This is a genomic window from Marinococcus sp. LNHM3E3-2.2 (genome assembly GCF_056034385.1).
On the sequence record NZ_JBQLIC010000002.1, the window covers coordinates 1 to 23918 of the forward strand.

General features: G+C 49.0%; 21 protein-coding genes and 1 tRNA gene. All 22 read right to left on the reverse strand.

Translation table 11 applies throughout. The annotated features are described in order from the left end of the window. Positions 1 to 292: 292 nt before the first annotated feature. On the reverse strand, positions 293 to 1795 hold the full coding sequence (gene lysS, locus ACTRXF_RS02560) for a lysine--tRNA ligase (RefSeq protein ID WP_474277720.1): 1503 nt from the start codon (positions 1793 to 1795) through the stop codon (positions 293 to 295). Between the two features lie 127 nt (positions 1796 to 1922). Further along, entirely contained in the window at positions 1923 to 2912 is a 990-nt protein-coding gene (dusB, locus tag ACTRXF_RS02565) for a tRNA dihydrouridine synthase DusB (RefSeq protein WP_322525259.1), read from the reverse strand. A gap of 32 nt (positions 2913 to 2944) precedes the next feature. Further along, the gene (gene folK, locus ACTRXF_RS02570) at positions 2945 to 3460 is read right to left on the reverse strand and encodes a 2-amino-4-hydroxy-6-hydroxymethyldihydropteridine diphosphokinase (protein WP_474277722.1); all 516 of its coding nucleotides are present in this window, start codon (positions 3458 to 3460) and stop codon (positions 2945 to 2947) included. Continuing rightward, positions 3460 to 3822 (reverse strand): dihydroneopterin aldolase, encoded by a 363-nt coding sequence (folB, locus tag ACTRXF_RS02575; protein ID WP_474261149.1) that lies wholly within the window; start codon positions 3820 to 3822, stop codon positions 3460 to 3462. The genes folK and folB overlap by 1 nt, the downstream gene beginning before the upstream one ends. Further along, positions 3815 to 4657, reverse strand: coding sequence for a dihydropteroate synthase (folP, locus tag ACTRXF_RS02580; protein WP_474277724.1), 843 nt, complete (start codon positions 4655 to 4657; stop codon positions 3815 to 3817). Before folP ends, folB begins: the two co-directional genes overlap by 8 nt. Before the next feature lie 27 nt (positions 4658 to 4684). Further along, positions 4685 to 5521, reverse strand: coding sequence for an aminodeoxychorismate lyase (gene pabC, locus ACTRXF_RS02585; RefSeq protein ID WP_474277726.1), 837 nt, complete (start codon positions 5519 to 5521; stop codon positions 4685 to 4687). 2 nt (positions 5522 to 5523) lie between these two features. Next, entirely contained in the window at positions 5524 to 6111 is a 588-nt protein-coding gene (gene pabA / locus ACTRXF_RS02590) for an aminodeoxychorismate/anthranilate synthase component II (RefSeq protein ID WP_474277728.1), read from the reverse strand. Between the two features lie 27 nt (positions 6112 to 6138). Further along, positions 6139 to 7602, reverse strand: coding sequence for an anthranilate synthase component I family protein (locus ACTRXF_RS02595; RefSeq protein WP_474277730.1), 1464 nt, complete (start codon positions 7600 to 7602; stop codon positions 6139 to 6141). A gap of 234 nt (positions 7603 to 7836) precedes the next feature. Then, on the reverse strand, positions 7837 to 8769 hold the full coding sequence (cysK, locus tag ACTRXF_RS02600) for a cysteine synthase A (protein ID WP_474277732.1): 933 nt from the start codon (positions 8767 to 8769) through the stop codon (positions 7837 to 7839). A 109-nt stretch (positions 8770 to 8878) separates the two neighbouring features. Continuing rightward, the gene (hslO, locus tag ACTRXF_RS02605) at positions 8879 to 9772 is read right to left on the reverse strand and encodes an Hsp33 family molecular chaperone HslO (RefSeq protein ID WP_298786971.1); all 894 of its coding nucleotides are present in this window, start codon (positions 9770 to 9772) and stop codon (positions 8879 to 8881) included. A 215-nt stretch (positions 9773 to 9987) separates the two neighbouring features. Further along, entirely contained in the window at positions 9988 to 12024 is a 2037-nt protein-coding gene (gene ftsH, locus ACTRXF_RS02610) for an ATP-dependent zinc metalloprotease FtsH (RefSeq protein ID WP_474277734.1), read from the reverse strand. A gap of 67 nt (positions 12025 to 12091) precedes the next feature. Beyond that, positions 12092 to 12634, reverse strand: a complete 543-nt coding sequence (gene hpt / locus ACTRXF_RS02615; protein WP_027847186.1) for a hypoxanthine phosphoribosyltransferase — start codon at positions 12632 to 12634, stop codon at positions 12092 to 12094. 218 nt (positions 12635 to 12852) lie between these two features. Next, positions 12853 to 14223 (reverse strand): tRNA lysidine(34) synthetase TilS, encoded by a 1371-nt coding sequence (gene tilS / locus ACTRXF_RS02620; protein WP_474277736.1) that lies wholly within the window; start codon positions 14221 to 14223, stop codon positions 12853 to 12855. After that, on the reverse strand, positions 14207 to 14659 hold the full coding sequence (locus ACTRXF_RS02625; protein WP_022792856.1) for a threonine/serine exporter family protein: 453 nt from the start codon (positions 14657 to 14659) through the stop codon (positions 14207 to 14209). Before ACTRXF_RS02625 ends, tilS begins: the two co-directional genes overlap by 17 nt. Before the next feature lie 24 nt (positions 14660 to 14683). Next, a complete protein-coding gene (locus tag ACTRXF_RS02630) occupies positions 14684 to 15445 on the reverse strand; it encodes a threonine/serine exporter family protein (protein WP_322525270.1) in 762 nt (253 codons plus the stop codon). A gap of 166 nt (positions 15446 to 15611) precedes the next feature. After that, a tRNA-Met gene (locus ACTRXF_RS02635) sits at positions 15612 to 15688 on the reverse strand. Positions 15689 to 15835: 147 nt separating this feature from the next. Further along, the gene (locus ACTRXF_RS02640) at positions 15836 to 16273 is read right to left on the reverse strand and encodes a S1 domain-containing RNA-binding protein (protein ID WP_322525271.1); all 438 of its coding nucleotides are present in this window, start codon (positions 16271 to 16273) and stop codon (positions 15836 to 15838) included. A 129-nt stretch (positions 16274 to 16402) separates the two neighbouring features. Further along, the gene (locus ACTRXF_RS02645) at positions 16403 to 16795 is read right to left on the reverse strand and encodes an FtsB family cell division protein (RefSeq protein WP_474261159.1); all 393 of its coding nucleotides are present in this window, start codon (positions 16793 to 16795) and stop codon (positions 16403 to 16405) included. 221 nt (positions 16796 to 17016) lie between these two features. Next, positions 17017 to 17271: an RNA-binding S4 domain-containing protein gene (locus ACTRXF_RS02650; protein WP_091615012.1), complete on the reverse strand. Its 255-nt coding sequence runs from the start codon at positions 17269 to 17271 to the stop codon at positions 17017 to 17019. Between the two features lie 2 nt (positions 17272 to 17273). Then, positions 17274 to 18758, reverse strand: a complete 1485-nt coding sequence (gene yabN / locus ACTRXF_RS02655) for a bifunctional methyltransferase/pyrophosphohydrolase YabN (protein ID WP_474277738.1) — start codon at positions 18756 to 18758, stop codon at positions 17274 to 17276. Then, a complete protein-coding gene (locus tag ACTRXF_RS02660; protein WP_474277740.1) occupies positions 18758 to 20320 on the reverse strand; it encodes a putative polysaccharide biosynthesis protein in 1563 nt (520 codons plus the stop codon). The genes yabN and ACTRXF_RS02660 overlap by 1 nt, the downstream gene beginning before the upstream one ends. 25 nt (positions 20321 to 20345) lie before the next feature. Then, complete coding sequence (mfd, locus tag ACTRXF_RS02665) at positions 20346 to 23885, reverse strand: transcription-repair coupling factor (protein ID WP_474277742.1); 3540 nt, start codon at positions 23883 to 23885, stop codon at positions 20346 to 20348. Positions 23886 to 23918 lie beyond the last annotated feature (33 nt).

Sequence of the window (23918 nt, forward strand, 5' to 3'; positions counted from 1 at the left end):
TGCTGTGGCATCCGAAATGCCCTAAAAATGTGTTGCTTTTGATTGGGGCTCTGGCTTGTCTTTCCTTTTCAAAGAACAATCTGTCGTTATTTTCGCGACTTTTATATATTAACACCGGAGCGTTATTAAGTCAATAACTTTTTTCAGCTGCCTGAACAGCCTGCCGCTCTCTTTACGGCGACAAAAAATAATATATCATCGTTTCTTATTTGTACGCAACCCATTTTTATATTTTCTTTTAATTTTTTATATAAATGCCGGCTTTCGAGTCAGAAAGCCGGCAGAAAACTGTCTACTCTTCGTGGGAAGCCTGGCTGCGCATTTGCGGAAACAAGAGCACATCTCTGATAGAAGCAGAGTTCGTTAGCAGCATCACCAGCCGGTCAATGCCTATACCGAGCCCTCCTGTTGGTGGAAGTCCGTATTCCATTGCTTCAAGATAATCGTAGTCCATCATATGAGCTTCTTCATCTCCAGCTTCTCTTTCTTCCACCTGTTTTTCGAACCGCTCCCGCTGATCTACAGGATCGTTTAACTCACTAAAGGCGTTTGCATGTTCACGTCCTACAATAAATAATTCAAAGCGGTCTGTAAATCTGGAATCTTTTTCATTTTTCTTTGCAAGCGGAGAAATAGCGAGCGGATGACCGTAAACAAAAGTAGGCTGAATTAGTTTTTCTTCCACAAAGTGCTCGAAGAATTCGTTAACCACATGACCAAAGGACATCGTTTCCCGAATAGGCACATTATGTTCTTTAGCCAGCGCTCTGGCTTCTTCGTCACTCATTTCCTGCCAGAAATCCACGCCGGTTTCTTCTTTGACAGCGTCTACAATGTGCATTCTTTTCCACTGATTACCGAGTTCAATCTGTTCGTCTCCGTATTGGAGCGTGGTACTCTCAAGTACATCTTCTGCGATCTGTACGATCAAGCTTTCGGTCAGGTCCATAATATCTTCATAGTCTCCGAAGGCTTCATACAATTCCATCATAGTAAATTCAGGGTTATGGCGGGTGGAAATACCTTCATTCCGGAAGACGCGGCCAATTTCATATACTTTTTCCATGCCACCGACAATCAAACGCTTTAAATGCAATTCAATCGCAATACGCATGTACAGCTCCATGTCCAAAGCATTATGATGAGTAACAAACGGACGCGCAGACGCTCCGCCCGGTATTGTATGCAGCATTGGTGTTTCCACTTCCAAAAAGCCCTGACGGTTCAAATGATTTCTCATGGATTGGATGATCTTACTCCGCATGATAAACGTATCTTTCACTTCGGGATTTGCAATAAGATCTAAATAACGCTGGCGGTAGCGCTGTTCAATGTCCTGAAGTCCATGGTATTTATCAGGCAGCGGGCGAAGAGCCTTTGTTAAGAGCGTTACTTCTGTGGCCCGCACAGATAATTCCCCTACATTTGTTTTAAATGCACGGCCGCGCACCCCGACAATGTCTCCAATATCCATATCCTTAAAGCCTTCGTATGCTTCGTCGCCGACTTCGTCTTTCCGTACGTAAATCTGAATCTGCCCTTCAAGATCCTGCAGGTGGGCAAATCCTGCTTTCCCTTTTCCACGCTTAGTGACCATGCGCCCCGCTATCGTAATATCCGTATTTTTTTCGCTCAGCTCTTCCTTAGAGAAGGCGTCGAACTCCCGGTGCATAGTTTTTGAATCATAAGTACGCGCGAAGCGTTCTCCAAATGGGTTTTTCCCTTCATTAATCAGCGCTTCTCTTTTTTCACGCCGTACACGGAACTGGTCGTTCAGCTCTTGATCCTGGCTCATAGTAGTCTCCCCTTTAGATCGCTTTTAATTTTTTCTTCTATTATATAATACCTTTTGTTTCCAGTTTTATTCCAGCACTCATAAACAGAGCGGCTTCCCTGGAAGAAGCCGCTCTGCGTGCAAATGCTTATGCCATACTGGGAGCTTCCGTAGAACCGACAAAATTATATAGTGTTTCCGCCACTTCATCGCGTGTATTCAGTTCATTTACTTTACCCCGTACCTTAGAGCCGCCGTGCATGCCCTTTAGATACCAGGCCACGTGCTTGCGCATTTCCCGCACAGCCACATCTTCACCTTTCAACTCTATCAAACGATCCATATGCACGATACACACATCCATTTTTTCCTTTGGAGTTGGTTCTTCTTCTACAAGCTTTCCTGTCTCCAAATACTGTACTGTCCGGTAAAACATCCAAGGGTCCCCGAGAGCGGCACGGCCGATCATGACTCCGTCCACTCCAGTCGTATCAAGCATCGCCTGGGCGTCCTGGGGAGTAGAGACGTCCCCGTTGCCAATTACCGGGATGTTCACGGCGTCTTTTACTTCCTTAAGTATTTCCCAGTTTGCCACACCTTCATACATCTGCACCCGGGTGCGCCCGTGTACCGCTACGCCTTCGCCGCCGGCTGCCTCAATTGCCTGAGCATTCTCCACAGCCAGTATGTGCTCGTCATCCCAGCCCATCCGCATTTTTACCGTTACGGGCTTATCTACTGCGTTCACAGCTGCTTTTACCATTTGATAGATTTTATCCGGATCAAGCAGCCACTTGGCCCCTGCATCACACTTAGTGATTTTCGGCACAGGACAGCCCATATTTATGTCAATGATATCTGCATTGGTATGCTGATCCACTACTTCAGCAGCCCCGGCCATCGTTTCTTTGTCCCCGCCAAAAATCTGGAGACTGAGCGGCTTTTCCCTTTCATCCACGTAGAGCATCCGCATCGATTTTTCATTTTCATGCAGTATTGCTTTGTCGCTTACCATTTCTGCGCACACAAGCCCTGCTCCAAATTCCTTCGCAATCAGCCGGAAAGCAGGGTTGCTGACTCCTGCCATCGGAGCAAGCACCACCGGGTTATTCATTTCTATGTCACGAATTTTTAACACCACAGCAACCTCCTATGTGTTGTCTTTATTTTTCACGCGTCGTTGTTTTCTATTGACAGCTCGCCCCAGTATACTACGTCAGCCCGTTCTTTCTCTGGCAGATTTTTTACATACCAACGAACCGTCTTGTCCTCGTGAACAAAACGGTCGGGGGCAATATCAAAAAAGGGGACCAGAACAAAGGCCCGCTCAGTTAACCGGGGATGCGGAATAATTAAATGCTCCTTGTTCATATTTTCTTCATCATAGATAAGAATGTCAAGGTCCACCGTTCTCGGCCCCCATCGTTCTTCACGTATGCGCTCAAGCTCATGCTCGATCCGGTGAAGCGCCTCCAGCAGTTCTTCCGGTCCGTAATCAGTGCTCCATTCAGAAACCATATTCAGAAAATGCGGCTGATCGACCACCCCTACCGGTGTGGTTTCATACACCGGGGAAAGCTTTATCAGCTGCATCTGCTTCTCCTTTTGCATAGCCTGAACCGCCCGCTTTAAATACTCTTCCCGTTTCCCGAGGTTTGACCCCAGGGCAATAAAAACCTGGGGCATTACGGACGAACCCTGGTCATTTCAATGGCAACATGATCGTAGTGTCCCGGAATTGGAGGATCCGGTTTAATCACTTTTACATGAAGCTGCTTAACGATTTCAAAACGCGCAAATATTGTTTCAGCGATTTTTTCAGCAATAGTTTCTACCAGCCGGAATGTTTGGTTTTCCACGGCATCTTTCACCGCTTCGAATGCTTCGGCATAGTTAACGCTTTTTTCTACGTCATCCTCTGCCGCTGCCGGCTTTAGATCCGCTTCGAGTACTAAATTGACGCGAAAGCGCTGGCCGAGCCTGTTTTCCTCCTCAAACACTCCGTGATAAGCGTAAAACTCCATTCCCTGTAAATGAATTTTATCCAACCGAATGCTCCTTTCTTACTCCTAGCATAGCGTCCATCATCCGGGCTACGCGCGTCATTTCTTTTACGTCATGCACACGGACAATATCGCACCCGCGTTCAATACCAAGGCTTACTGTAGCGCCTGTTCCTTCTACCCGGTCGTCGGCAGGAAGCTCAAGCGTTTTTGATATGAGCGATTTACGGGAGCTGCCAAGAAGTACGGGGTACGAAAGCGACGTAAACTGATCCATTTTCCGCATCGCTTCCAGATTCTGCTCATAGGTTTTTGCAAAGCCTATGCCGGGATCCAGAATAATACGGTCTGCTTTGACTCCGGCCTTCTCGCAAATGGCTATGCTTTCATAAATATCCTGAATCATGTCCGGCATCAAATCCTGGTACTCAGTATTATCCCGGTTGTGCATCAAAATTATTGGCACGTCGTATTCAGCTGCTACCCGGGCCATGTCGGGATCTGCTTTTGCTCCCCACACATCATTAATGATATCCGCCCCGGCTTTAACAGCTGCCTCGGCGGTGGACGCTTTATAGGTGTCCACGCTGATAGGTACGCCTATACGGCCCCTCAGGGCTTCGAGCACCGGAACAATCCGCCGCTGCTCTTCTTCTGCTTCTACAAATGCCGCCCCGGGGCGTGTGGACTCCCCGCCGATATCGATAATATCCGCTCCGTCACCCACCAGTTTTTCTGCCTGCGCGACAGCATGCTCCACCTCGCTGTAACGGCCTCCGTCAGAAAAGGAATCCGGCGTCACATTTAAAATTCCCATGACAAACGTTTTTAAGGAAAAATCAAGCTCCCAATTCTTCCATCGCATTACCTGATTGCGCATTTTCTCTCCTCCCTGCCGTGCCAGCTGTTATTTTTTCTCTCTTTCTTTCTGGTAGCGGCGGTGCAGCAGCCGGGCCGCTGAATAGCTTGGAAAATAATAATCCCCAAGGGCACGGACCGCTGCAATTTCCTGAATAGAATTCGTGACAAACATTTCTTCTGCCGCTTCTATATCCTGCGGGAGGAAGTGGCCTTCCTCCACGGTGTAGTCATTTTCATGTGCTAACTGTATCACAAATTGACGGGTAATGCCGTTTAAAATACCTGTCTCCACTGCCGGTGTATACAAAGTATCTCTTTTCCGCCAGAAAATATTGGACACGATGCCTTCTGCAGCATATCCCCCGCTATTGACGAAAATACCCTCCGCCTCCGGACGGTCTTTTATTTCCTGCTTGGCGAGCCAGTTGTTCATATAATGGTGGGACTTCATTCGTTCCCGGCCTTCCGGACTGTTGCGCCTCAGCTGAAGCCATAAGGCGTCCTTTTGCATAGGTTCTGCTCCCGCTGCCGGAAGCGGCTTCATGTAAATAACAATAACCGGCTCAAGATAGGGAGTCGTTTGAAGCCCCAAATCCCCGGGACCTGCGGATACATTATATCGTACGTAGGCATTCTCTAGCCCATTGGCGTCGAGCAGCTGCTGAATTTCTGCCTCCACCGTTTCGCGTTCATAGCGGAAGACAATGCCGAGCTCTTCTGCGCCGGCTTCGAGCCTTTCCATATGAGCATTCAGCAAAAACGGGTGCCCGTTATACACCCGAAACGTCTCAAATAAGCCGAGCCCGTACATAAAACCGTGATCAAACACAGAAAGACGAGCTTCGCCCGCCTTCTTTACCTCACCGTCTATATACACATACAATGCTACAGCACCTCTTCCGACTGCCGGTGCCGATCCACAAAGCGCTTGAGCATCTGTTTCCCTTCACCGGTCATAATCGATTCAGGGTGAAACTGCACGCCTTCCACAGGAAGGGTGCGGTGGCGAATACCCATAATCTCCCCGGCTTCCGTTTCAGAGGTGATGTCAAAGCAGTCCGGCAGTGTTTCTCTTTTCACAATTAACGAGTGGTATCTTGTAGCCGTCAATGGATTTGGAAGATCGGTATAAATACTTACACCGTCATGATGGATAGCCGATGTCTTTCCGTGCATCAGCCGTTCCGCCCGTACAACATCGCCGTCAAAAGCCTGCGCAATCGCCTGATGGCCGAGGCAGACACCAAAAATCGGGATTTCACCGGCAAAGCGGCGTATCGCTTCGACGCTGATCCCCGCCTCATTCGGACTGCAGGGCCCCGGGGAAATCATCAGAATATCGGGATTCAAATGAGCAATCTCCTCCACCGTGATTTGGTCGTTACGCCGCACTTCGAGTTCTTCTCCCATTTCTCCAAGGTACTGCACGAGGTTGTACGTAAACGAGTCATAGTTATCAATCATTAAAATCATGCGAAAATCTTCCTTTCTATTCTAGTCTCAGCTCTGCTCGTGGGTGATGCCGGCCTCTGCTTCGCTCTGTCTTTTCGCTTCCCATAACGCTTTGGCTTTTTTGATTGATTCTTTGTATTCTGCTTTTGGATCAGAGTCGATAACGATCCCGGCCCCTGCCTGAACATGGGCGTACCCGTCCTTGGCAAGCATGGTGCGGATAGAAATGTTCAGCTCCGCATCCTTGTTGTAGCCGATCCAGCCAAACGCTCCTGTATAAAAACCCCGGCGTACCGGCTCGAGCTCTTCAATAATTTCCATTGTCCGTACTTTCGGAGCACCGGTGATCGTCCCTCCCGGGAACACTGCCCTTATCATATCATATACCTGCTCTGTTTCAGCAAGTATTCCTCTTACATTAGAGACAATATGCATCACGTGGGAATACCTTTCCACTGCCATTAATTCATCCACTTTTACCGAACCATAGCGGCAGACACGGCCCAGGTCATTTCTTTCAAGATCGACAAGCATGACATGCTCGGCCCGCTCTTTTTCCGTGCCCATCAGCTCCTGTTCAAGCGCCATATCCTCCTGTTCGTCCTTCCCTCTCGAACGGGTTCCGGCAATCGGGCGGGTGGACACCTCCGCACCCCGTTTTTTAACCAGAAGCTCCGGGGAGGCACTGACCGTCTGCCAGTCCGGTGTATGCATATAGCCCATATAGGGGGAGGGATTCAGCTCTCTCAGCTTTTGATAAATATGAAAGGCAGAGGTATGCAAAAGCTGTGTCTGGCGAGTGGATAAATTCACCTGGAAGACGTCCCCCGCAGCAATATACTCTTTAATCTGCTCTACTGCTCCGCCGAACAATTCCCCGGAAAAGGAGGGCACCGACTTTTCGGCAGATACAGCCCCCTTCGATTCTGAACGCTCCTGTCCGGCAGACTTTTCTGCCGCCTCCATCCATGTTTTTTTCCATTTCTCGACGAATTTAACGGCGTCTTCCTCTTCAGCATGTAAATGCCATACCCACGTTTCCCCGGTTTTTTTATCATGAATGAAAAACAGGTCATACAGTAGAAAATACGCATCCGGCATCCTCAGGTCATCCACCGCGAGTTCCGGCAGCTGTTCAATATAACGTACATAATCGTAGCTTATCTGGCCTACCGCTCCCCCCTGGAACGGCGGCAGATCCGGATCCTCTGGAAGATTGTACGGCTCCATCCATTTTGCCAATGCTTCAAGTGGATCTCCTGCATGCATTTCAGTACTTCCATGTCTATGAAGGCTCGTCTCTCCATCTTTCCCTTCCACTACCGCAAAGGGGCAAAGGCCAGCGATATCGAGTTCGCCCTGACGTCCGCTTTCAAGCAGCATATGGTAAGGTTCTTCCCTGGCAAGAAAGTCGAACGCCTGAAAAAACTGGTCATTCGTCTGAAAAAACGACGTCGTAGTCTGTGTATATGATTCTCCTGCTTGAGGCCCTCGGGCCAGTCGCTCATCCATTATGTGTATGCCCCCGGTTTCATCCAATTCTCTCTTTTTTTACAGAAAATTCTCTTTACATTTCTACCAAGTCTACGAAATTTTTTATAAAAAAACAATCAGAACGCTGCGTTTGCTTCATTACCCTTTTTCGTTCCCATTCACTCCAAATAAACCAAAGCGCATCATTAAAGCTATTTCCATAAAAAAAGCCCGTCCCTTTTTGAGGGTACGGACTTTTAAACATTTTTTATCTCAGTCTACAGTGTCTTCAAACTGGTAAAGAGGCGTACTCAAGTAGCGCTCTCCGTTACTAGGAATAACAGCCACAACTTTTTTGCCTTTGCCGAGCTTTTTCGCTTCCTGAAGAGCCACATAAATAGCCGATCCGGAAGAAATACCGCCCAAAATGCCTTCCTCGCGGGCAGCGCGGCGGGCATATTCAAACGACTGCTCCGTGGTTGCTACCGCTACTTCATCGTAAATGTCTGTATTCAGCGTACCCGGTACAAAACCGGCACCGATGCCCTGAATTTTGTGAGGGCCTTTATTTCCGCCGTTTAAAATTGGGGAATCTGCTGGCTCAATACCTACAATACGCATCTCCGGATAGTGCTCCTTCAAAAGGCCGCCTGCACCGGAAATCGTGCCACCGGTCCCGATTCCGGAAACGAAGGAATCAATCGGCCCGTCAATCTGCTCCAGCAGTTCGCGGCCGGTGGTTTCACGGTGGATTTTCGGATTGGCTTCGTTTTCGAACTGCTGCGGCATAAAGTAGCCTTTTTCTTCAGCAAGCTCATTCGCTTTAGAAATCGCACCACCCATGCCGTCAGGTCCTGGTGTAAGCACCAGTTCCGCACCGTATGCACGAAGAAGATTGCGACGCTCCATGCTCATTGTTTCCGGCATTACCAACACCGCCGGATAGCCTTTGGCAGCAGCTACCATCGCAAGGCCGATGCCTGTGTTACCGCTTGTTGGTTCAACGATTGTATCCCCTTCTTTTAAACGGCCATCCCGTTCAGCAGCTTCGATCATAGCAAGACCAATACGGTCTTTAACACTGCTTCCTGGATTCATATACTCAAGTTTCAAATAAACATCTGCATCATTTTCCCCGGTTAAACGGTTTAGTTTTACTACGGGAGTATTTCCAATGAGTTCTGTAACGTTATTTGCAGCCTTCATTCATGCTCCTCCTTCAAACACCAAGTAAATTTATTGGTTTTATTATAATTTAATCGTATCAATTTGGTCAACTTCTGTCAATCTGTAGATCAAAAGGCGCATAAATAATCTAGGAGCGGTTTTCAATTTCAGAGGTGCGCTCTTTCAAACGCTCCAGATCGTCCACGTCCAGGTGATAGACCTCGTTACAAAAGTGACAAGTTGTTTCGGCTCCCCCGTCTTTTTCAATCATATCCTGGAGCTCGTCGGTGCCAAGAGAAATAATCGCATTTTCCACCCGTTCCTTGGAGCACTGGCAGGAAAATTGAACCGGCTGGGTATCGAGCACGTTCACTTCTTCACCGAGGATAATATGAAGAATTTCCTCCGGGGTTTTACCGTGTTCAATCAGCTTGGAGACCGGCGGCATCTGCTGTATCTGCTGCTCAAGACGCGCTACATATTCTTCCTCTGCATCAGGAAGAACCTGAATAATAAACCCGCCTGCTGCTTTCACAGAGTTATCCGGGTTTACAAGCACTCCGAGACCGACAGACGAAGGCAGCTGCTCGGAATTCGCAAAGTAATACGTAAAATCGTCTCCGAGTTCACCGGAAACAATCGGAACGTTGCCGGTAAACATGTCCCGCATGCCAAGATCTTTAACGACCGATAAGGTTCCTTCTGTACCGACGGCACGGGCTACGTCCAGTTTACCGCTGTCGTTTAAATCGAAGTGAACCTGCAGGTTGTGGGCATACCCCCTCGTATCACCCGAAGAGTTACTGTCGACAATAATTGGACCCATCGGCCCATGCCCTTCAATTTTAATGGTCAGTTTATCGTCGCCTTTAAGCATCGCTCCCATCATGGAACCCGCTGTCATCGCCCGGCCTAAAGCCGCCGAAGCAGTCGGCCATGCCTGGTGGCGTCTGACCGCCTCATCCACCATCTCTGTCGTGTGTACGGCGTAAGCACGGACCTGATGATTAAACGCTGTTGCTTTTACTAAATAATCCTTCATTGATTTAATTCCTTCCTTTCCACTCTTGCTCTCTATATCATAATATTATCTTTGAAAACCTGATACATAGTATTGTACAAAACCAATTGAAAAACAACTAATCCGCTCGCATGCTTTCTGTTTATGCTATACCGCAGAACGTGCGGAGAAAAACATCCGCTCTCTTTTAAGCATACAAAAAAGGATGCCCGCTTAAAGGCACCCTTTCTTTCATGCTAGTCACGACGGTTCGTATCGTCGCTGTCGGAGCCCGAGTCCGAAGAAGTTGTCGTTTCTTCAGAAGAGGTTTCCTCCGAAGAAGATTCACCGCTGTCATCTTTTAGGACGTGGTCAGCCTGCTCCTCTTCATTTTTTTGCTCTTCGCTTTTCGTAGCACCCATCTCTTCATCCGATTTATTCGAATAGTGATCCTCTGGAAGCTTGCCATCTTCAACAAGGGAACGGATCTGCTCTGCATCCAGCGTTTCCAGCTCCAGAAGGCTTTGGGCTACAAGCTCAAGCCGGTCTTTGTACTGCGTAAGAATCTGTTTACAGCGTTCATACGATTCCATAATGATTCTTTGCATCTCATTATCAATTTCGTGAGCGATAGCGTCACTGTAATTTTGTTCGTTCTGCATGTCACGGCCGAGGAATACCTGGCCGCCGCCGCTTGAGCCAAACTGCAGCGGGCCGAGCTTTTCACTCATACCATATTCGGTAACCATGCGGCGGGCGATATCTGTAGCACGCTGGAAGTCATTATGAGCACCTGTACTCACTTCGTTAAACATAACTTCCTCTGCCACACGGCCGCCTAACAGGCCGACAATTTTATCGAGAAGCTCCGGCTTGGTCATAAAGTAACGATCTTCCTTCGGAAGCATCATTGCATAACCGCCGGCCTGGCCGCGCGGAACGATGGTTACCTTGTGCACCATATCCGCGTTTTCAAGCTTCATACCAACAACTGTGTGGCCTGCTTCGTGGTGCGCCACGATGTTACGTTCTTTTTCTGAAATAACGCGTGATTTTTTCGAAGGACCGGCAATAACGCGGTCAATCGCTTCTTCCACATGCGTCATTCTAATCTTCTGCATATCAGCACGGGCTGCCACAAGCGCCGCTTCGTTCAGAAGGTTTTCGAGGTCCGCCCCGGTAAAACCAGGCGTACGCTGTGCGATGGCCCGGAAGTTAACGTCTTCTGCAAGCGGCTTGTTGCGCGCATGCACCTGAAGGATTTCCTCCCGGCCGTTTACATCCGGACGGCCGATAAGAATCTGACGGTCAAAACGTCCTGGACGGAGAAGTGCAGGGTCGAGTACGTCGGCACGGTTAGTCGCTGCAATGATAATGATACCTTCATTGCCGGCAAAGCCGTCCATTTCAACCAGAAGCTGGTTCAGCGTCTGCTCACGTTCATCGTGGCCGCCGCCGACGCCGGCACCACGCTGTCTTCCCACTGCATCAATCTCATCAATGAAAATAATACACGGTGAATTTTTCTTCGCGTTTTCAAAAAGGTCACGTACACGGGAAGCACCGACACCGACAAACATTTCCACGAAGTCTGAACCACTGATGGAAAAGAACGGTACGTCTGCTTCTCCGGCGACCGCCTGGGCGATCAGCGTCTTACCTGTACCCGGAGGACCGACAAGAAGTACGCCTTTTGGAATACGGGCACCGATGTTGGAGAATTTACGGGCATCTTTCAGAAAGTCAACGACTTCTACAAGCTCCTGCTTTTCTTCCTCCGCACCGGCTACGTCTTTAAAACGCACCTTCTTTTTGTCTTCCTGGTACATCTTCGCCTTACTTTTACCAAAGTTCATCATCTTGCTGCCGCCGCCCTGGGACTGGCTGAGCAGGAAGAAGAACAGAAGGAAGATAATGATGAATGGAATCATCGTTGTAAGGAAAGTAACCCAGCCGCTCGTTTCTTCTTCCGGCTGCGTATCAAATTCGACAGCGTTGCCGTTAGGCCCCTGTGCTGTCTGCAGCTGCTGTGTTGATTCATCTGTCATCGGAATATACGACTCGTACGTTTCCGCATTTTCAGTATCTTCACTGGTGGCAGCTGTTACATTGTAAACTCCGCCCTCGGGCTGGAGCGTAATAGTAGCAAATTCGTTCTCACTAAGACGTTCATTGAACTCTGTACTGCTGATTGTATTTGTATCTCCACCATCGTTTTGGGCAAAGCTGATAATCCCTATAATAACCAGGAATAAAAAAAGCCAAAACACAGTGTTACGAAAAATTCGGTTCATTCCTGACCTCCTCCTGCATACATCGAAAGCTGCAATAATAGTATCATATTCACTTGTCTGTTCCTAATCATCCGCCTTGATAAATCTCGGGCTTTAATACACCGATATACGGCAGATTCCGGTATCTTTCTGCGTAATCCAGACCGTAGCCCACAACAAATTCATCCGGCACTGTAAAGCCAACCAGGTCTGCGGTAAGGTCCACTACCCGTCCCTCCGGCTTATCCAGGAGCGTTACCACTTTTAACGACTTTGCTCCCCGGGTCTGCAGGAGGCTGATTAAGTATTTAAGCGTGCGCCCGCTGTCAATAATGTCTTCAAGTATTACGATGTCTCTGTCGTAAACCGTTGTATCCAGGTCTTTGATGATTTTAACTTCCCCAGTGGAAACCGTGCCCCCGGCGTAGCTTGAAACGTCCATAAAATCCATCTCAAGATGAATGTTCATGCGCTTGACAATATCAGCCATAAAAGGAAGTGCTCCTTTTAAAACTCCGATCACTAAAGGAAAACGCCCGTCATATTCTTCCGTAAGCGTTGTGCCCAGTTCTTTAATTTTTGTCTGCAGTTCTTCTTCCGAGATTAATATATCCTGTATTTCGTCGTGCATCTGAATGTCTTTACCCTCCCAAGCGAATTTCATTCTTTCATCCGGGCTGAATTTTAACAGCCGCTGTTTTATTTTATAAAACTATAGTCACAAAACAGAAGCATTACAACCATGTTATAAGCTGCCATTGTTAAAAATGGTCCATTTTCAATCATAGCACGTATAAAGGGAATTTGCTTCCCTGCACAACAAATTTTCCGAAATTGTCACTTCTTATTTCACGTGCCTGCCCAGTGCTTTTTCCATACGAAATAGGCTGATTCTTTTTCATAGCGAAAGGAGGCACGCAGGCCGGGGAGCCATAAAATAGTCCCTTTTTCATCTGTAAATACGGGCCGGTGCGCACGTTCATGCTTTGGAACTTTTTCGTCTATAAACAGACGATGAATTTTTTTCGCTTCCTTCATGCCTGGTATATGTATTCGGTCCCCTGCGCGCGGGGGTCTTACGTATATCGGGAACGAAAGAATTCTTTCCGGGACAGCCACCCACCAATCCGCATCCTCCGGACGGTCACGACTTACCCTGACGACCCCGGGGCCGTATTTGTAGTTACCGTAGTCAGAAATACGGACCAGTTCAGGAAAAGAAGGGCCGGATTTTCCCCTGCATAAGAATTCCAGCCTATCGTAAGATTTACGGACCAGTATCCCCCCGGGTAAATGAAGCTCTCCTGAAGCGCCGGCGGCAGAAGCCAGACTGATACAGGAATCCACCAAAGAAGCCGAAATACCTGTTTCTTCTGCAGAAAAATAATAATTTAATAGTAGCGAAACCGTTTCCCTTTGTAAAGCAAGAGGGGTTTCATGAAAAAAATCCATTCTTACAGCTGCATAATTAAGTTCCAGCTTTTCTCCGTAAAAATCGAGAGAAGCACCTGCCTGGCTGCGCATATAGTTTTGCTGTTCTTTATGCCATTCATATTTTTTCTGCATGTGCTGATGCACTGAAGGAAATTCATCTGTCAGCGCCGGAATGACGTGGCGGCGCACCCGGTTGCGCCTGTAATCGTCCGTAGCATTGCTTTCATCCTCCACGTAAGGTATGCCGTGCTCTTTGCAATAGAGCAGAATTTCTGTTTTTTTCACACCAAGCAGAGGACGTGCAACCTTCAAACCGTTCATTGCACGCTTCGGGGCAATTCCTTCTTCACCGAGAAGCGACCGGCCCGAAGCTGCCTGCATGATCATCGTTTCAAGCTGATCATCTGCATGATGGCCGGTCATCAGCACGCTGTAGTCAAAATGTTCCATAGTGCGGAAAAAGAAATCATACCTTTTTTTCCGGGCCGCTGCCTGTGTCGCCTTTTCATCAGGGGTTTCTTTCATAAACATTGCCGCTGAAAAAAAAGGCAGCTGCTGATGCTCCGACCACGTCCGCACCATCTGCGCCTCGGATTTCGATGTTTCCGGACGGAAGCCATGGTTTACATGCGCAATTCCCAGGGTGAATTCATATTTACTCTGTAAGCTTTTCAGGATGGATGCAGCTGCCATGGAATCCGGGCCCCCGGAGACCGCTGCGAGTACTTTCGCTCCCGGTGGTATCATTTCCCATCTGGTGATCCATTCTTCAACGATGTGTTTCATAACGCTGGCCCACCCCTTTGCCAACAGAAAATACCGAAAATGCGAACACGAGGCCAGCCGCAATTGCAATGGCCTGCAGCACTGTTTCCACGCCCTGCTCCAGTCCGTATAAATACCGTTCCTGTACGAATGCAAGCATCGTTTCATACGCCCTGCTGCCAGGGATCAGTGGAATGATTCCCGGGAGACTGAAGGTTGTCACCGGGACTTTCATAAACCGGGCAAACCATTGGCTGACAAACGAAGCAAAAAATGCAGCTACCGCCGCCGCAAAAACGAGCGACAGGCCTAAAACCGGCATTAGTGAATAAATCGCCCACGTGCCTACACCGATAAACCCGCCCCACCAGACGAGCCGGAGCGGAATATTAAAAATAATCGCAAAAGCGATCGTCGCGACAAAACAAAGGCCCAGCTCTAATGCAAACATCGCCATCGTTATTTCCCTCTTTTCCTCAGTCTATACGAAAAAAATTGTGAGTGCTACTGCCACACCGCCTGCTATAGACATGCTTGAGACAGCCGCTTCGGCGCCCCTGGCTACTCCTGCCACCAGATCTCCCGACATTAAATCACGCACCGCGTTCGTCAGCGGCACACCTGGTACAAGAGGAATAATCGTGCCGATAATTACCTGGTTGGTATTCATTACAAGTCCCATCTGCACCATCAGCATGGCTATTAAAGCACCCGTGAATGAGGCCAGAAACTCCGAGAAAAACTTCACTTTCAGCCTCATTTGGTAGCGTACGAGCGCTACCGCTGTCACGAGTCCGCCAAGTGCGGCCGGCAGCATATCCATAATGCTCGAGCCGATCAAATAAGAAAAAGCGCCCCCGCCAATACCGGAAGCCAGGTAAATGAACCATACAGGATAATTCATCGGTGATTCTTCGATTTCTTTTAACTGCTTCTTTACTTCCCTTGAAGTAAGAAGACCACTCACGTATTCCCTCGACAGCTGGTTGACTGAGGTCACCTTGCTCAAATCCTGGTAACGCTCCTCAATTCGGAGCATCTGTATATGATCACGCTGGTCTACAGGCGATTTAAACGACAAAAAGATAGCTGTTGTCGTCACAAATGTATTCACCTGCTCCATTCCGGCAGCCCGGCCCATTCTCCGCATTGTGTCCTCTATCCGAAACGTTTCTGAACCGTAGCGGAGCATAAGCTGTCCGGCATGCAGACACATAGCCATAATGTCATCTGCTTTTTCCACGTGCCTCCCCGCCCTTCCTCAATTAATATGTAAATGTGCTTTCGCTTAAAGTATAGAATACTCGCCAGCGGAACAAAAGTAGTTTTCAGCATTGAAACCGCTTTAATTATCTGGAACAAAATAAAACCACTGCCCAATTGGCAGTGGAAGCATTCAAGTTATAATTTGGTAGCGGCGGAGGGGATCGAACCCCCGACCTTACGGGTATGAACCGTACGCTCTAGCCAGCTGAGCTACGCCGCCATTTATTGCGACATTCACGATTATAAATTGTTTTTGTATTAAAAGTCAATATGCGCTATGAAATTAATTTCTGCTGAAGCATTTCCCCAAGCAAAGAGAGCCTGCCGTGCGTTGGCAGGCTCTCTCCAGGGTTGGAAGCTTTCGGCATTACTTGCGGGATTTTTTTCCTCGTTTTTCAGTTTGCTTACGGATAGTGGCCAGGCGTTCTTCACTGTCTTTCATGAAGCTGCTCATTTTGTCTTCAAAGCTTGCCGGACGCTGCTGCGGAGGCTTCGACCCTCCACGTGGCCGGTCTCCCCCGCTTTTTGGGCGACCGCTGCCGCTGCTTTTCGGGCGTTCTTCCTGAGGACGGTCCTGCGCCTTACGGATGGAGAGTCCGATTTTTCCATCATCCTCTACCTTCATCACCTTTACTGTCACTTCATCCCCGACGGACAGAAAATCACTGATGTTTTCCACGTATTTATCCGCGACTTCACTAATGTGAACGAGACCCGTTTTTCCCGGCTCCACTTCTACAAAAGCGCCAAACTTCGTAATGCCGGTAACCTTGCCCTGTATCTTGCTGCCCACTTCAATTGCCATCTAAAAAATGCTCCTCCTTATGGATCCTATATGAAATATAAAAAGAGATTAGTGCAAAAGAAAGAGAAACGCCTCACGTTTTCAATTTCTCTGTGTCCAAGTAATTATACTCGAAGCCAAAAAACAATGTCAATTAGATGAATCGCTTTCCGGAAGTTTATAAAGCGTTTCCCCTTCTTTAGTTAAATAATACTCTTCCCGGGCGACTTCTGCTATGTAATCAAGGTCGTTGTAATCCTCCACCTGCTGATTTAAATCCGCTTCTTTATCCTCAAGGTTCGCCATCTGCTCTTCCATCTGATGCTGCTCCTCATTATTGGCCGCAATGGTCTGCCACTGTGAGAACAAAGTAATTCCCATTAATATGACGACAAAGGCAGTAACAACGGTTAAAGCAGTCATTCTTTTTTTCAATCCACGGCGCTGCTTCTGTACTGAGGCTTCTTTACGGGCATCTGTCTGTGTCTGCTGGTGGGAGTGCGGTCTATGAATGTTTGTTACTTTTTTCTTTTCTTCAATCAATCAAGAGCTCCTCCTTCGCTTGTCTCTGCAAGCTTTGTTGTAAAACAAGCGCTTTATAAACCGTTTACGATTTTAGTTATGTTAATCATAACGGAGCAGCGAAAGAGTTTCAACACGGTTTTTCCTCTTTATTACAGTTTTTCGCTTTATTTTTTCTGTTTTCGCAGGTTTTCTTCCATACTAAATAATAAAGCCGCCCCAAAAAGGAACGGCCGTTCGTATTATTTGCTTTCTTCTTCCATCAGTGTATACATCGATTCTGCTTCATCTTTTTTCGTTGTATCTTTAATGGCTTCCACTCTTAATTTTAATGTCTTCGAAGCAAAACGTACGATGATTTCATCCCCAGGCTTTACTTCCGTTCCGGCCTTCGCCTGATTACCGTTTACCGTAATGCGTCCCTGGGCAGCTACTTCCTTTGCAAGAGTTCTTCGCTTAATCAGCCGGGACACCTTTAAAAACTTATCTATTCTCACCGTTACCGTTCCTCCTTCTTCGCTTCCTGCCACCATGCTTCCGCCGTCTGCAGAAAGTTTTCTTCCTTCCAGTGCCGGTTTTCTTCATTCATTTTCTGTTCAATGTAGGCAAAACGACGGAAAAACTTCTGGTTCGTCTGTTCGAGCGCTTCCTCCGGATGTACGCGAAAGAACCGGGCAAGATTAACGAGCACAAATAAAATATCCCCAAATTCCTTTGAGCTGTTTTGTTCGTTTTCTGCACGAAGCTCCGCTTTCCATTCGTCTATTTCTTCGTGGAGCTTGTCCCACATCGGAGCATCATCGCCCCAGTCGAACCCGGCCTTTGCTGCCTTTTTCTGAATTTCGTAGGCTCTCATTAGTGCCGGCATTGCCTGCGGAATATCCGCCAGTACAGAATCTTCTTTGCCATCTTTGCTTTTTTCAGCTTTTTTAATCTGTTCCCACTGCGTGTTCACTTCTTCCGGGGTAGCCGCCGCTGACTCTGCAAACACGTGCGGATGCCGGCGGATCATTTTTTCCGTTACTGATTCCACCACATCATCAATGGTGAAAAAGCCTTCTTCTTCCCCAATTTGAGCATGAAGCATCACCTGAAGCAAAATGTCCCCCAGCTCTTCCTGCAGGTTGTCGTCGTCTTCAGCATCGATGGCACTTAATACTTCATAGGTTTCTTCGAGCAGATATTTTTTCAGCGATTGGTGCGTTTGTTTCCTGTCCCATGGGCACCCGTCCGGAGCCCGGAGAGAGGCGATAATGCTGCGCAATTTGTCCCAGTCTCCGAACCGGGCCGAAAACGGCAGCGGCGGCACATAAACGGACATTAGATTATCGACAAAGTCTTCGCGGTCAAGCTCGTACAGCGGCAGCTTCTGAAGCCGTTCTGTTCCGGTTCCCGCTCCGGAAATCATGTGTACGGTGTGCTCTTCCGGATACAGCTCCATCAGCGTCAGCTTCACCTCTGAAGCTGTCATACGATCGTACACCTGGGTAAGCAGCAAATGGGTGGAGGTCTGCACGTCTTCTCTTTTCAGCGCCGTCGCATCCAGCAGCTGGAAGCCTTCACTCGGATCCAGCCGCAGGGATGCAAAGACAGGGTCTAAAAAGCTTTGTCCGCCCACGATGTCCACCCGGCATTTTTCGGCCTTTTCTGCTTCAAGCAGTTGCTGCACCACCATTTCTGCCACTAGCGGATGACCCGGGACTGCGTAACAAATTTCCCCGGAAGCTTTGGAAGCCATAAGCAGCTCTTCCGTCATTATTCCGTATGCCTCTTCAAACGAATCTGTCTGTTCGTAGACCTGGTCAAAGGTTTTATGCGCCGGCAGCTCTTCCTGAAGCTCTCTGACTACCGGGTGCTCCCTGGTACGTAAATACAGAGAGGAAGCTGCGCGGAGACGACGGTAAACGTCCAGGGGGAGCTGCCCGGCATCTCCTGCTCCGAGCCCTAAAACGGTAATAACTGGTCGCGTGTCTGCATTATTCATTAGGAAGTCCCCTTCTTTTCATTCTTATTTCCGCCTGCGGAAAATATGTTCCACTCCTGGCGTTCGAAAAGTTTTAAGCCTTTGACAAGAGCAAGGCACAATGCCACTCCGGCCCCGGCCAGACCCAGGGCCCACATGCCAGCGACCGTCCGTGCGTCTACGCTGGCGGCAGGCAGCTGCAGCATCCACAGTCCAGCGCCAAGCAGGACTAAAAGAGTCACCCAGCAGACGCCCCACCTGGGGGAAGGCCAGGAAATCAGCCGGTACTTCTGCAGAAGCGCTCCCTGCAGAAGGCTCGTAACAGCAAGGCCGCCGATCGTTGCCGCAGCTGCACCAACTGCGCCAAAGGCCGGTATAAGCACTATATTTCCGACGAGCTTTATGATTCCTCCAGCCACTATTGATCCGGCAGCTATCCGTACATAGCCTCCCCCCTGGAGAATCGCGTTCGCAGTTACAATCCATCCGCTAAACAGAAGTGAAATAGCGAGCGCAGCCATAAGCTCTGTCCCCCTGCTGTTTTCAAACAGCATCACATTCACAAAGTCAGCTACTGTATAAAGGCCTACAGCCGCCGCTCCGCCGATAACCAGACTGATCCGAAGAGCAAGTCCACCGAGGAAAACTCCTTCCTGTCCGCGCAGCGAAGGGAGTACAGCTGCTGCGAGCGCCGTAGATACTACCGTGCCGAACTGGAGAAGCGGCTGTGCCCGGTCCAGAACACCCTTCGTTTCTTTTGCATCCTGTCCGGAAACACCGTAAGCCTCAAGGCCGGGGACTACAGTAAACGCATCTATCCATTGATAAAATAAAAACACCATTGCACCGAGACAGGCAACTACCCCCGGGATAAGCAGTTTTTTCACCATTGTTTTATACTCGTTTCCGGCTCCCCGAAAAAGAAAAGACAGCGGTTTGCGACGGTGCTGAAACCACCAGAGAAGCATCAGAATCAAAGCCCCGACGCCGGCGCCTGCTATGGAAGCTCCCATGGCTCCGGCACCTACGTTATATACCCCCTGCCCAGCCGATACTGCTGCCCAGGCAGACAACAAAATAAAGGTTACCCGGCACACCTGCTCGACTACATGCGATAAAGCTGTCGGCTCCATTTTTCCTATCCCCTGGTAATATCCGCGTCCAAGCGAAAGTACGGGCACGAGGAGAAATACGAATGAAGTCATACGCAGTACAGGTGTAAGCTGCTCATCTCCCATCGCTCCAGCCACCACGGGCGCAAAAAGAAACAGAAGCACAAAAGCCGAAGCTGCCGCAGATACCAGCACCACTCCAGCCGCTTTCATCGTTTCGAGTCGGTCGGATGCTTTTTTCTGCTGTATCATTTCCCCGGCCAGTACAGCCGGAAAGCCGTAAAGAGCAAGAATCATCGCTATACCGAAAAACGGGTACACCTGCTGATAAACATAATACCCAATATCCCCGGTCATATTTTGGTATGGAATCCGGTAAACGGCGCTGAATACTTTTCCTATCAGGGCAGCTGCTGTCAGCAGGGAAACGCTTTTTAGTAAACGGGCGAAAGAGCGTCTGTCATTTGTCATCTTCGGTCCCTTCTATTCGCCCGCTCTATTTCGGGGACGTTGTTTCTTCCGGCTCTTTTTTTGCTTCCTGTACCCCTTTTACGACCGCCTGCACAGAAGTGAGGATTTTCATTTCTTCGAGCCGCTGGTGCTGCACTGATATCTGAATCTTTTTCCCGCTGGTCCCGATACCTATATGACGTCCCAGATCATTTACAAGTCCGAACAGCGAAGCGCCGTCTGCCTCACTGCTTGCTTCTTCGCCTACCAGAATAATGGTTTTGTTTGCTTCCTGGGAAACCGACTCCACTCCGGAAGCTTCCGCGCGCAGACGAATATTACTGAGAATAAAAAGCTTTTCCACTTCCACCGGGTATTCCCCGAAGCGGTCGATCATCTCACTCTGCAGATCTTCCATATCCTCAAGTGTCTCAAGCCCCCGGAAGCGTTTATACATCTCTATTTTCTGCTTGGAGTCGTCAATATAAAAGTCAGGGATGTAGGCATCTGCTTTCATATTCATCTCCATATCCGGCTCCTGCTGCTTCGGCTTATCTCCCTTACGTTCTTCAATAGCTTCTTTAAGCATCTGTGAGTACAAATCAAAGCCAACAGATTCAATGTAGCCATGCTGCTCTGCACCGAGCAGATTACCCGTGCCGCGGATGGAAAGATCTCTCATGGCAATCTTAAAGCCCGAGCCGAGCTCCGTAAATTCCTTGATCGCCTGCAGCCGCTTTTCCGCAACCTCAGAAAGCACTTTGTCGCGCTGGTACGTGAAATACGAATACGCTACGCGATTGGACCTGCCGACCCGGCCGCGGATCTGATACAGCTGAGAAAGTCCCATCCGGTCAGCATTGTTAATAATAAGCGTATTCACGTTCGGGATATCGACTCCTGTTTCTATAATCGTTGTTGTGACCAGTACATCCTTGTTGCCCTCTAAAAACTCCACCATGACTGATTCAAGCTCCTGCTCATTCATCTGTCCGTGAGCGTAGGCGACCTCCGCTTCCGGCACAAGCATCGAAATCTGGTCAGCCATCCGGCTGATATTATCCACCCGGTTATGCATAAAGTACACCTGGCCGCCACGGCTGATTTCACGTTCTATGGCTTCTTTAACGAGCGTCGGATTGTATTCCATCACATACGTCTGTACCGGAAAACGATTTTCTGGCGGGGTCTCAATAACTGAAAGATCACGAACACCTAGCATCGACATATGCAGCGTTCTTGGAATCGGCGTCGCCGTCAGTGTTAACACGTCAATGTTTGCCTTAAGCCGTTTGATTTTCTCTTTATGAGTAACTCCAAACCGCTGTTCTTCGTCGACAATCAGCAGACCTAAATCATGAAACTGTACGTCCTTGGAAAGCACACGGTGCGTGCCGATCACAATATCGACGCTTCCTGCTTTCAGTCCCCGGGTCGTTTCGTTCTGCTGTTTTTTCGTCCGGAAGCGGCTCATTAAGCCGATGTTGATCGGCTGGTCGGCAAAACGCTCGGTGAGCGTATCGAAATGCTGCTGGGCCAAAATCGTTGTCGGCACCAAAATGGCCACCTGCTTGCCGTCCATTACTGCCTTGAACGCTGCCCGTATTGCCACCTCTGTTTTTCCGTAGCCGACATCCCCGCACAACAGGCGGTCCATCGGACGTTCGCGCTCCATGTCTTCACGGATTTCTTCAATTGCTTTTATCTGATCCTCCGTCTCCTGGTAAGGGAACGTAGCAGCAAACGCCTGCTCTTCCATCGCATACCGGTTGAAGGCGTGCCCTTTCGTAGCCTCCCGTTCGGCATACAGCTTGATCAGGTCGTCGGCGATGTCTTCCACAGAGGACTGTACTTTGCGTTTTACACGCTTCCAGTCGTTGCCGCCGAGTTTATAGATTTTCGGATCCTTTTCTTCTGACCCCACATACTTTTGAACCTGGTCAATCTGTTCGACCGGCACATACAGTTTATCGTTGCCCGCATAGGACACGTTTAAGAAATCCTGGTGCACTCCTCCAACGTCCAGAGTTTCCATCCCCAGGTATTTCCCGATGCCGTGGTTCACGTGAACCACCAGGTCTCCCACCTGCAGCTCCGAATAGCTCTTGATACGTTCGGCATTGTTCAGCTTTTCCCGGCGTCTTGAGCGGCGCACCTGCTTGGTGAACGTCTCCTGCTCTGTAATGACGGCAAGCTTCTCCAGCGGCAGTTCAAATCCGCTGTCGAGCCGCCCCTGCACAATAGCAGGCCGTCCCGGCGTAAACGGTCCATCCTTGTCTGCCCGCTCTGCTTCTACTCCGTAATCATCGAGAATTCTCTGCAGCCGTTCGAGCCGGTCTTTCGTCTCAGCGGCAAAAACGATACGAAATCCGCCGTTCTGCCAGCGTTCAATTTCATTTTTCAGTACCGGCAGCTGGCCGTGGAACTGCTGCATCGCCTTGCTCGTGACGTTTGCCACCCGGCGCGGGTGAAACTCGGATAAACTGCGGGTGAATAAAGAAAAAAGCACCTTCGGAAAATCGATGTTTCTCATAAGCGTATGGAACGGCACCGAAAGCTGCATCTCTACCGGCAGCTCCCCCTGCTCCACCATGTTTGTCCGCCATTCTGCCTCTTCTTCATCCAGCCGTTCTGCTGTTTCCTGTACCCGGCTCACTTCATCGATAAAAAAGACCGTTTCCGGGGAAAAATAATTGCTCAGGGTAGCCGGCTCTTCATAGAAAAACTGCATATATTTGTACAGACTTTGAAAACGTACGTGCTGCAGCAGCTGCTCCCGCTCTTCCGACAGGCGCTCCTGCACCTTCTGTTTCACGGTCTCGTCCTTGACCGTTTTCAGCGTTTTGCCCAGGCTGTCCTCAAGCTGCGAGGCTGCGCGCTGAAACTGTTCCGGATAAAGAATTGTCTCCTGAGCCGGACTAATATTCACTTTAGTAATCTGTTCAATTGTCCTCTGGTCCTCCGGATTAAACAAACGAAGAGAATCAATCTCTGTATCAAACAGCTCCAGGCGCACCGGATTGTCCGCTGTAAGCGAGTAAATGTCAATAATACCGCCGCGAATGCTGAATTCACCGGGAGCCGCCACCATATCGGCCCGCTGGTAGCCGGAAGCATAGAGAAATTGCTGAAACGCATCCAGATCAAGATCGTCCCCGTTATGCAGCGGCCACTGGGCTGCTTCCCAGACAGCAGGCGGAGGCAGCAGACGGCGCAGCCCGGCCACCGGGCTTACAATAATTCCGTCAAAGCCGCTGACCAGACGGTCGAGCACTTCAATCCGCTGCGACCTCATTTCCGGACTCGCTACCGCAATTTCAGCAGAAATAAGCTCATTGACCGGATAAATTAATACGTCCTTTTCTGACCATTCTAACAAATCATCGTACAGCTTCTGCGCCTGATACAACGTATGCGTCACTACTAGCTGAGGCTTTTGCGTCTTCTCCTGGGCAAGCGTCATAAATAACGTTCTTGCCGAGCCGCTGAGCCCTGAAATCAGCTGCTCCGAAACCCCGTTTTGGAGGTCGCTGATAACTGCGCTGATCTCCGGATTGGAGGCCAATATCGATGGTAAACCCTTCATGCTCGTTCCTCCCTGTTTATGGCGATCTCTTTT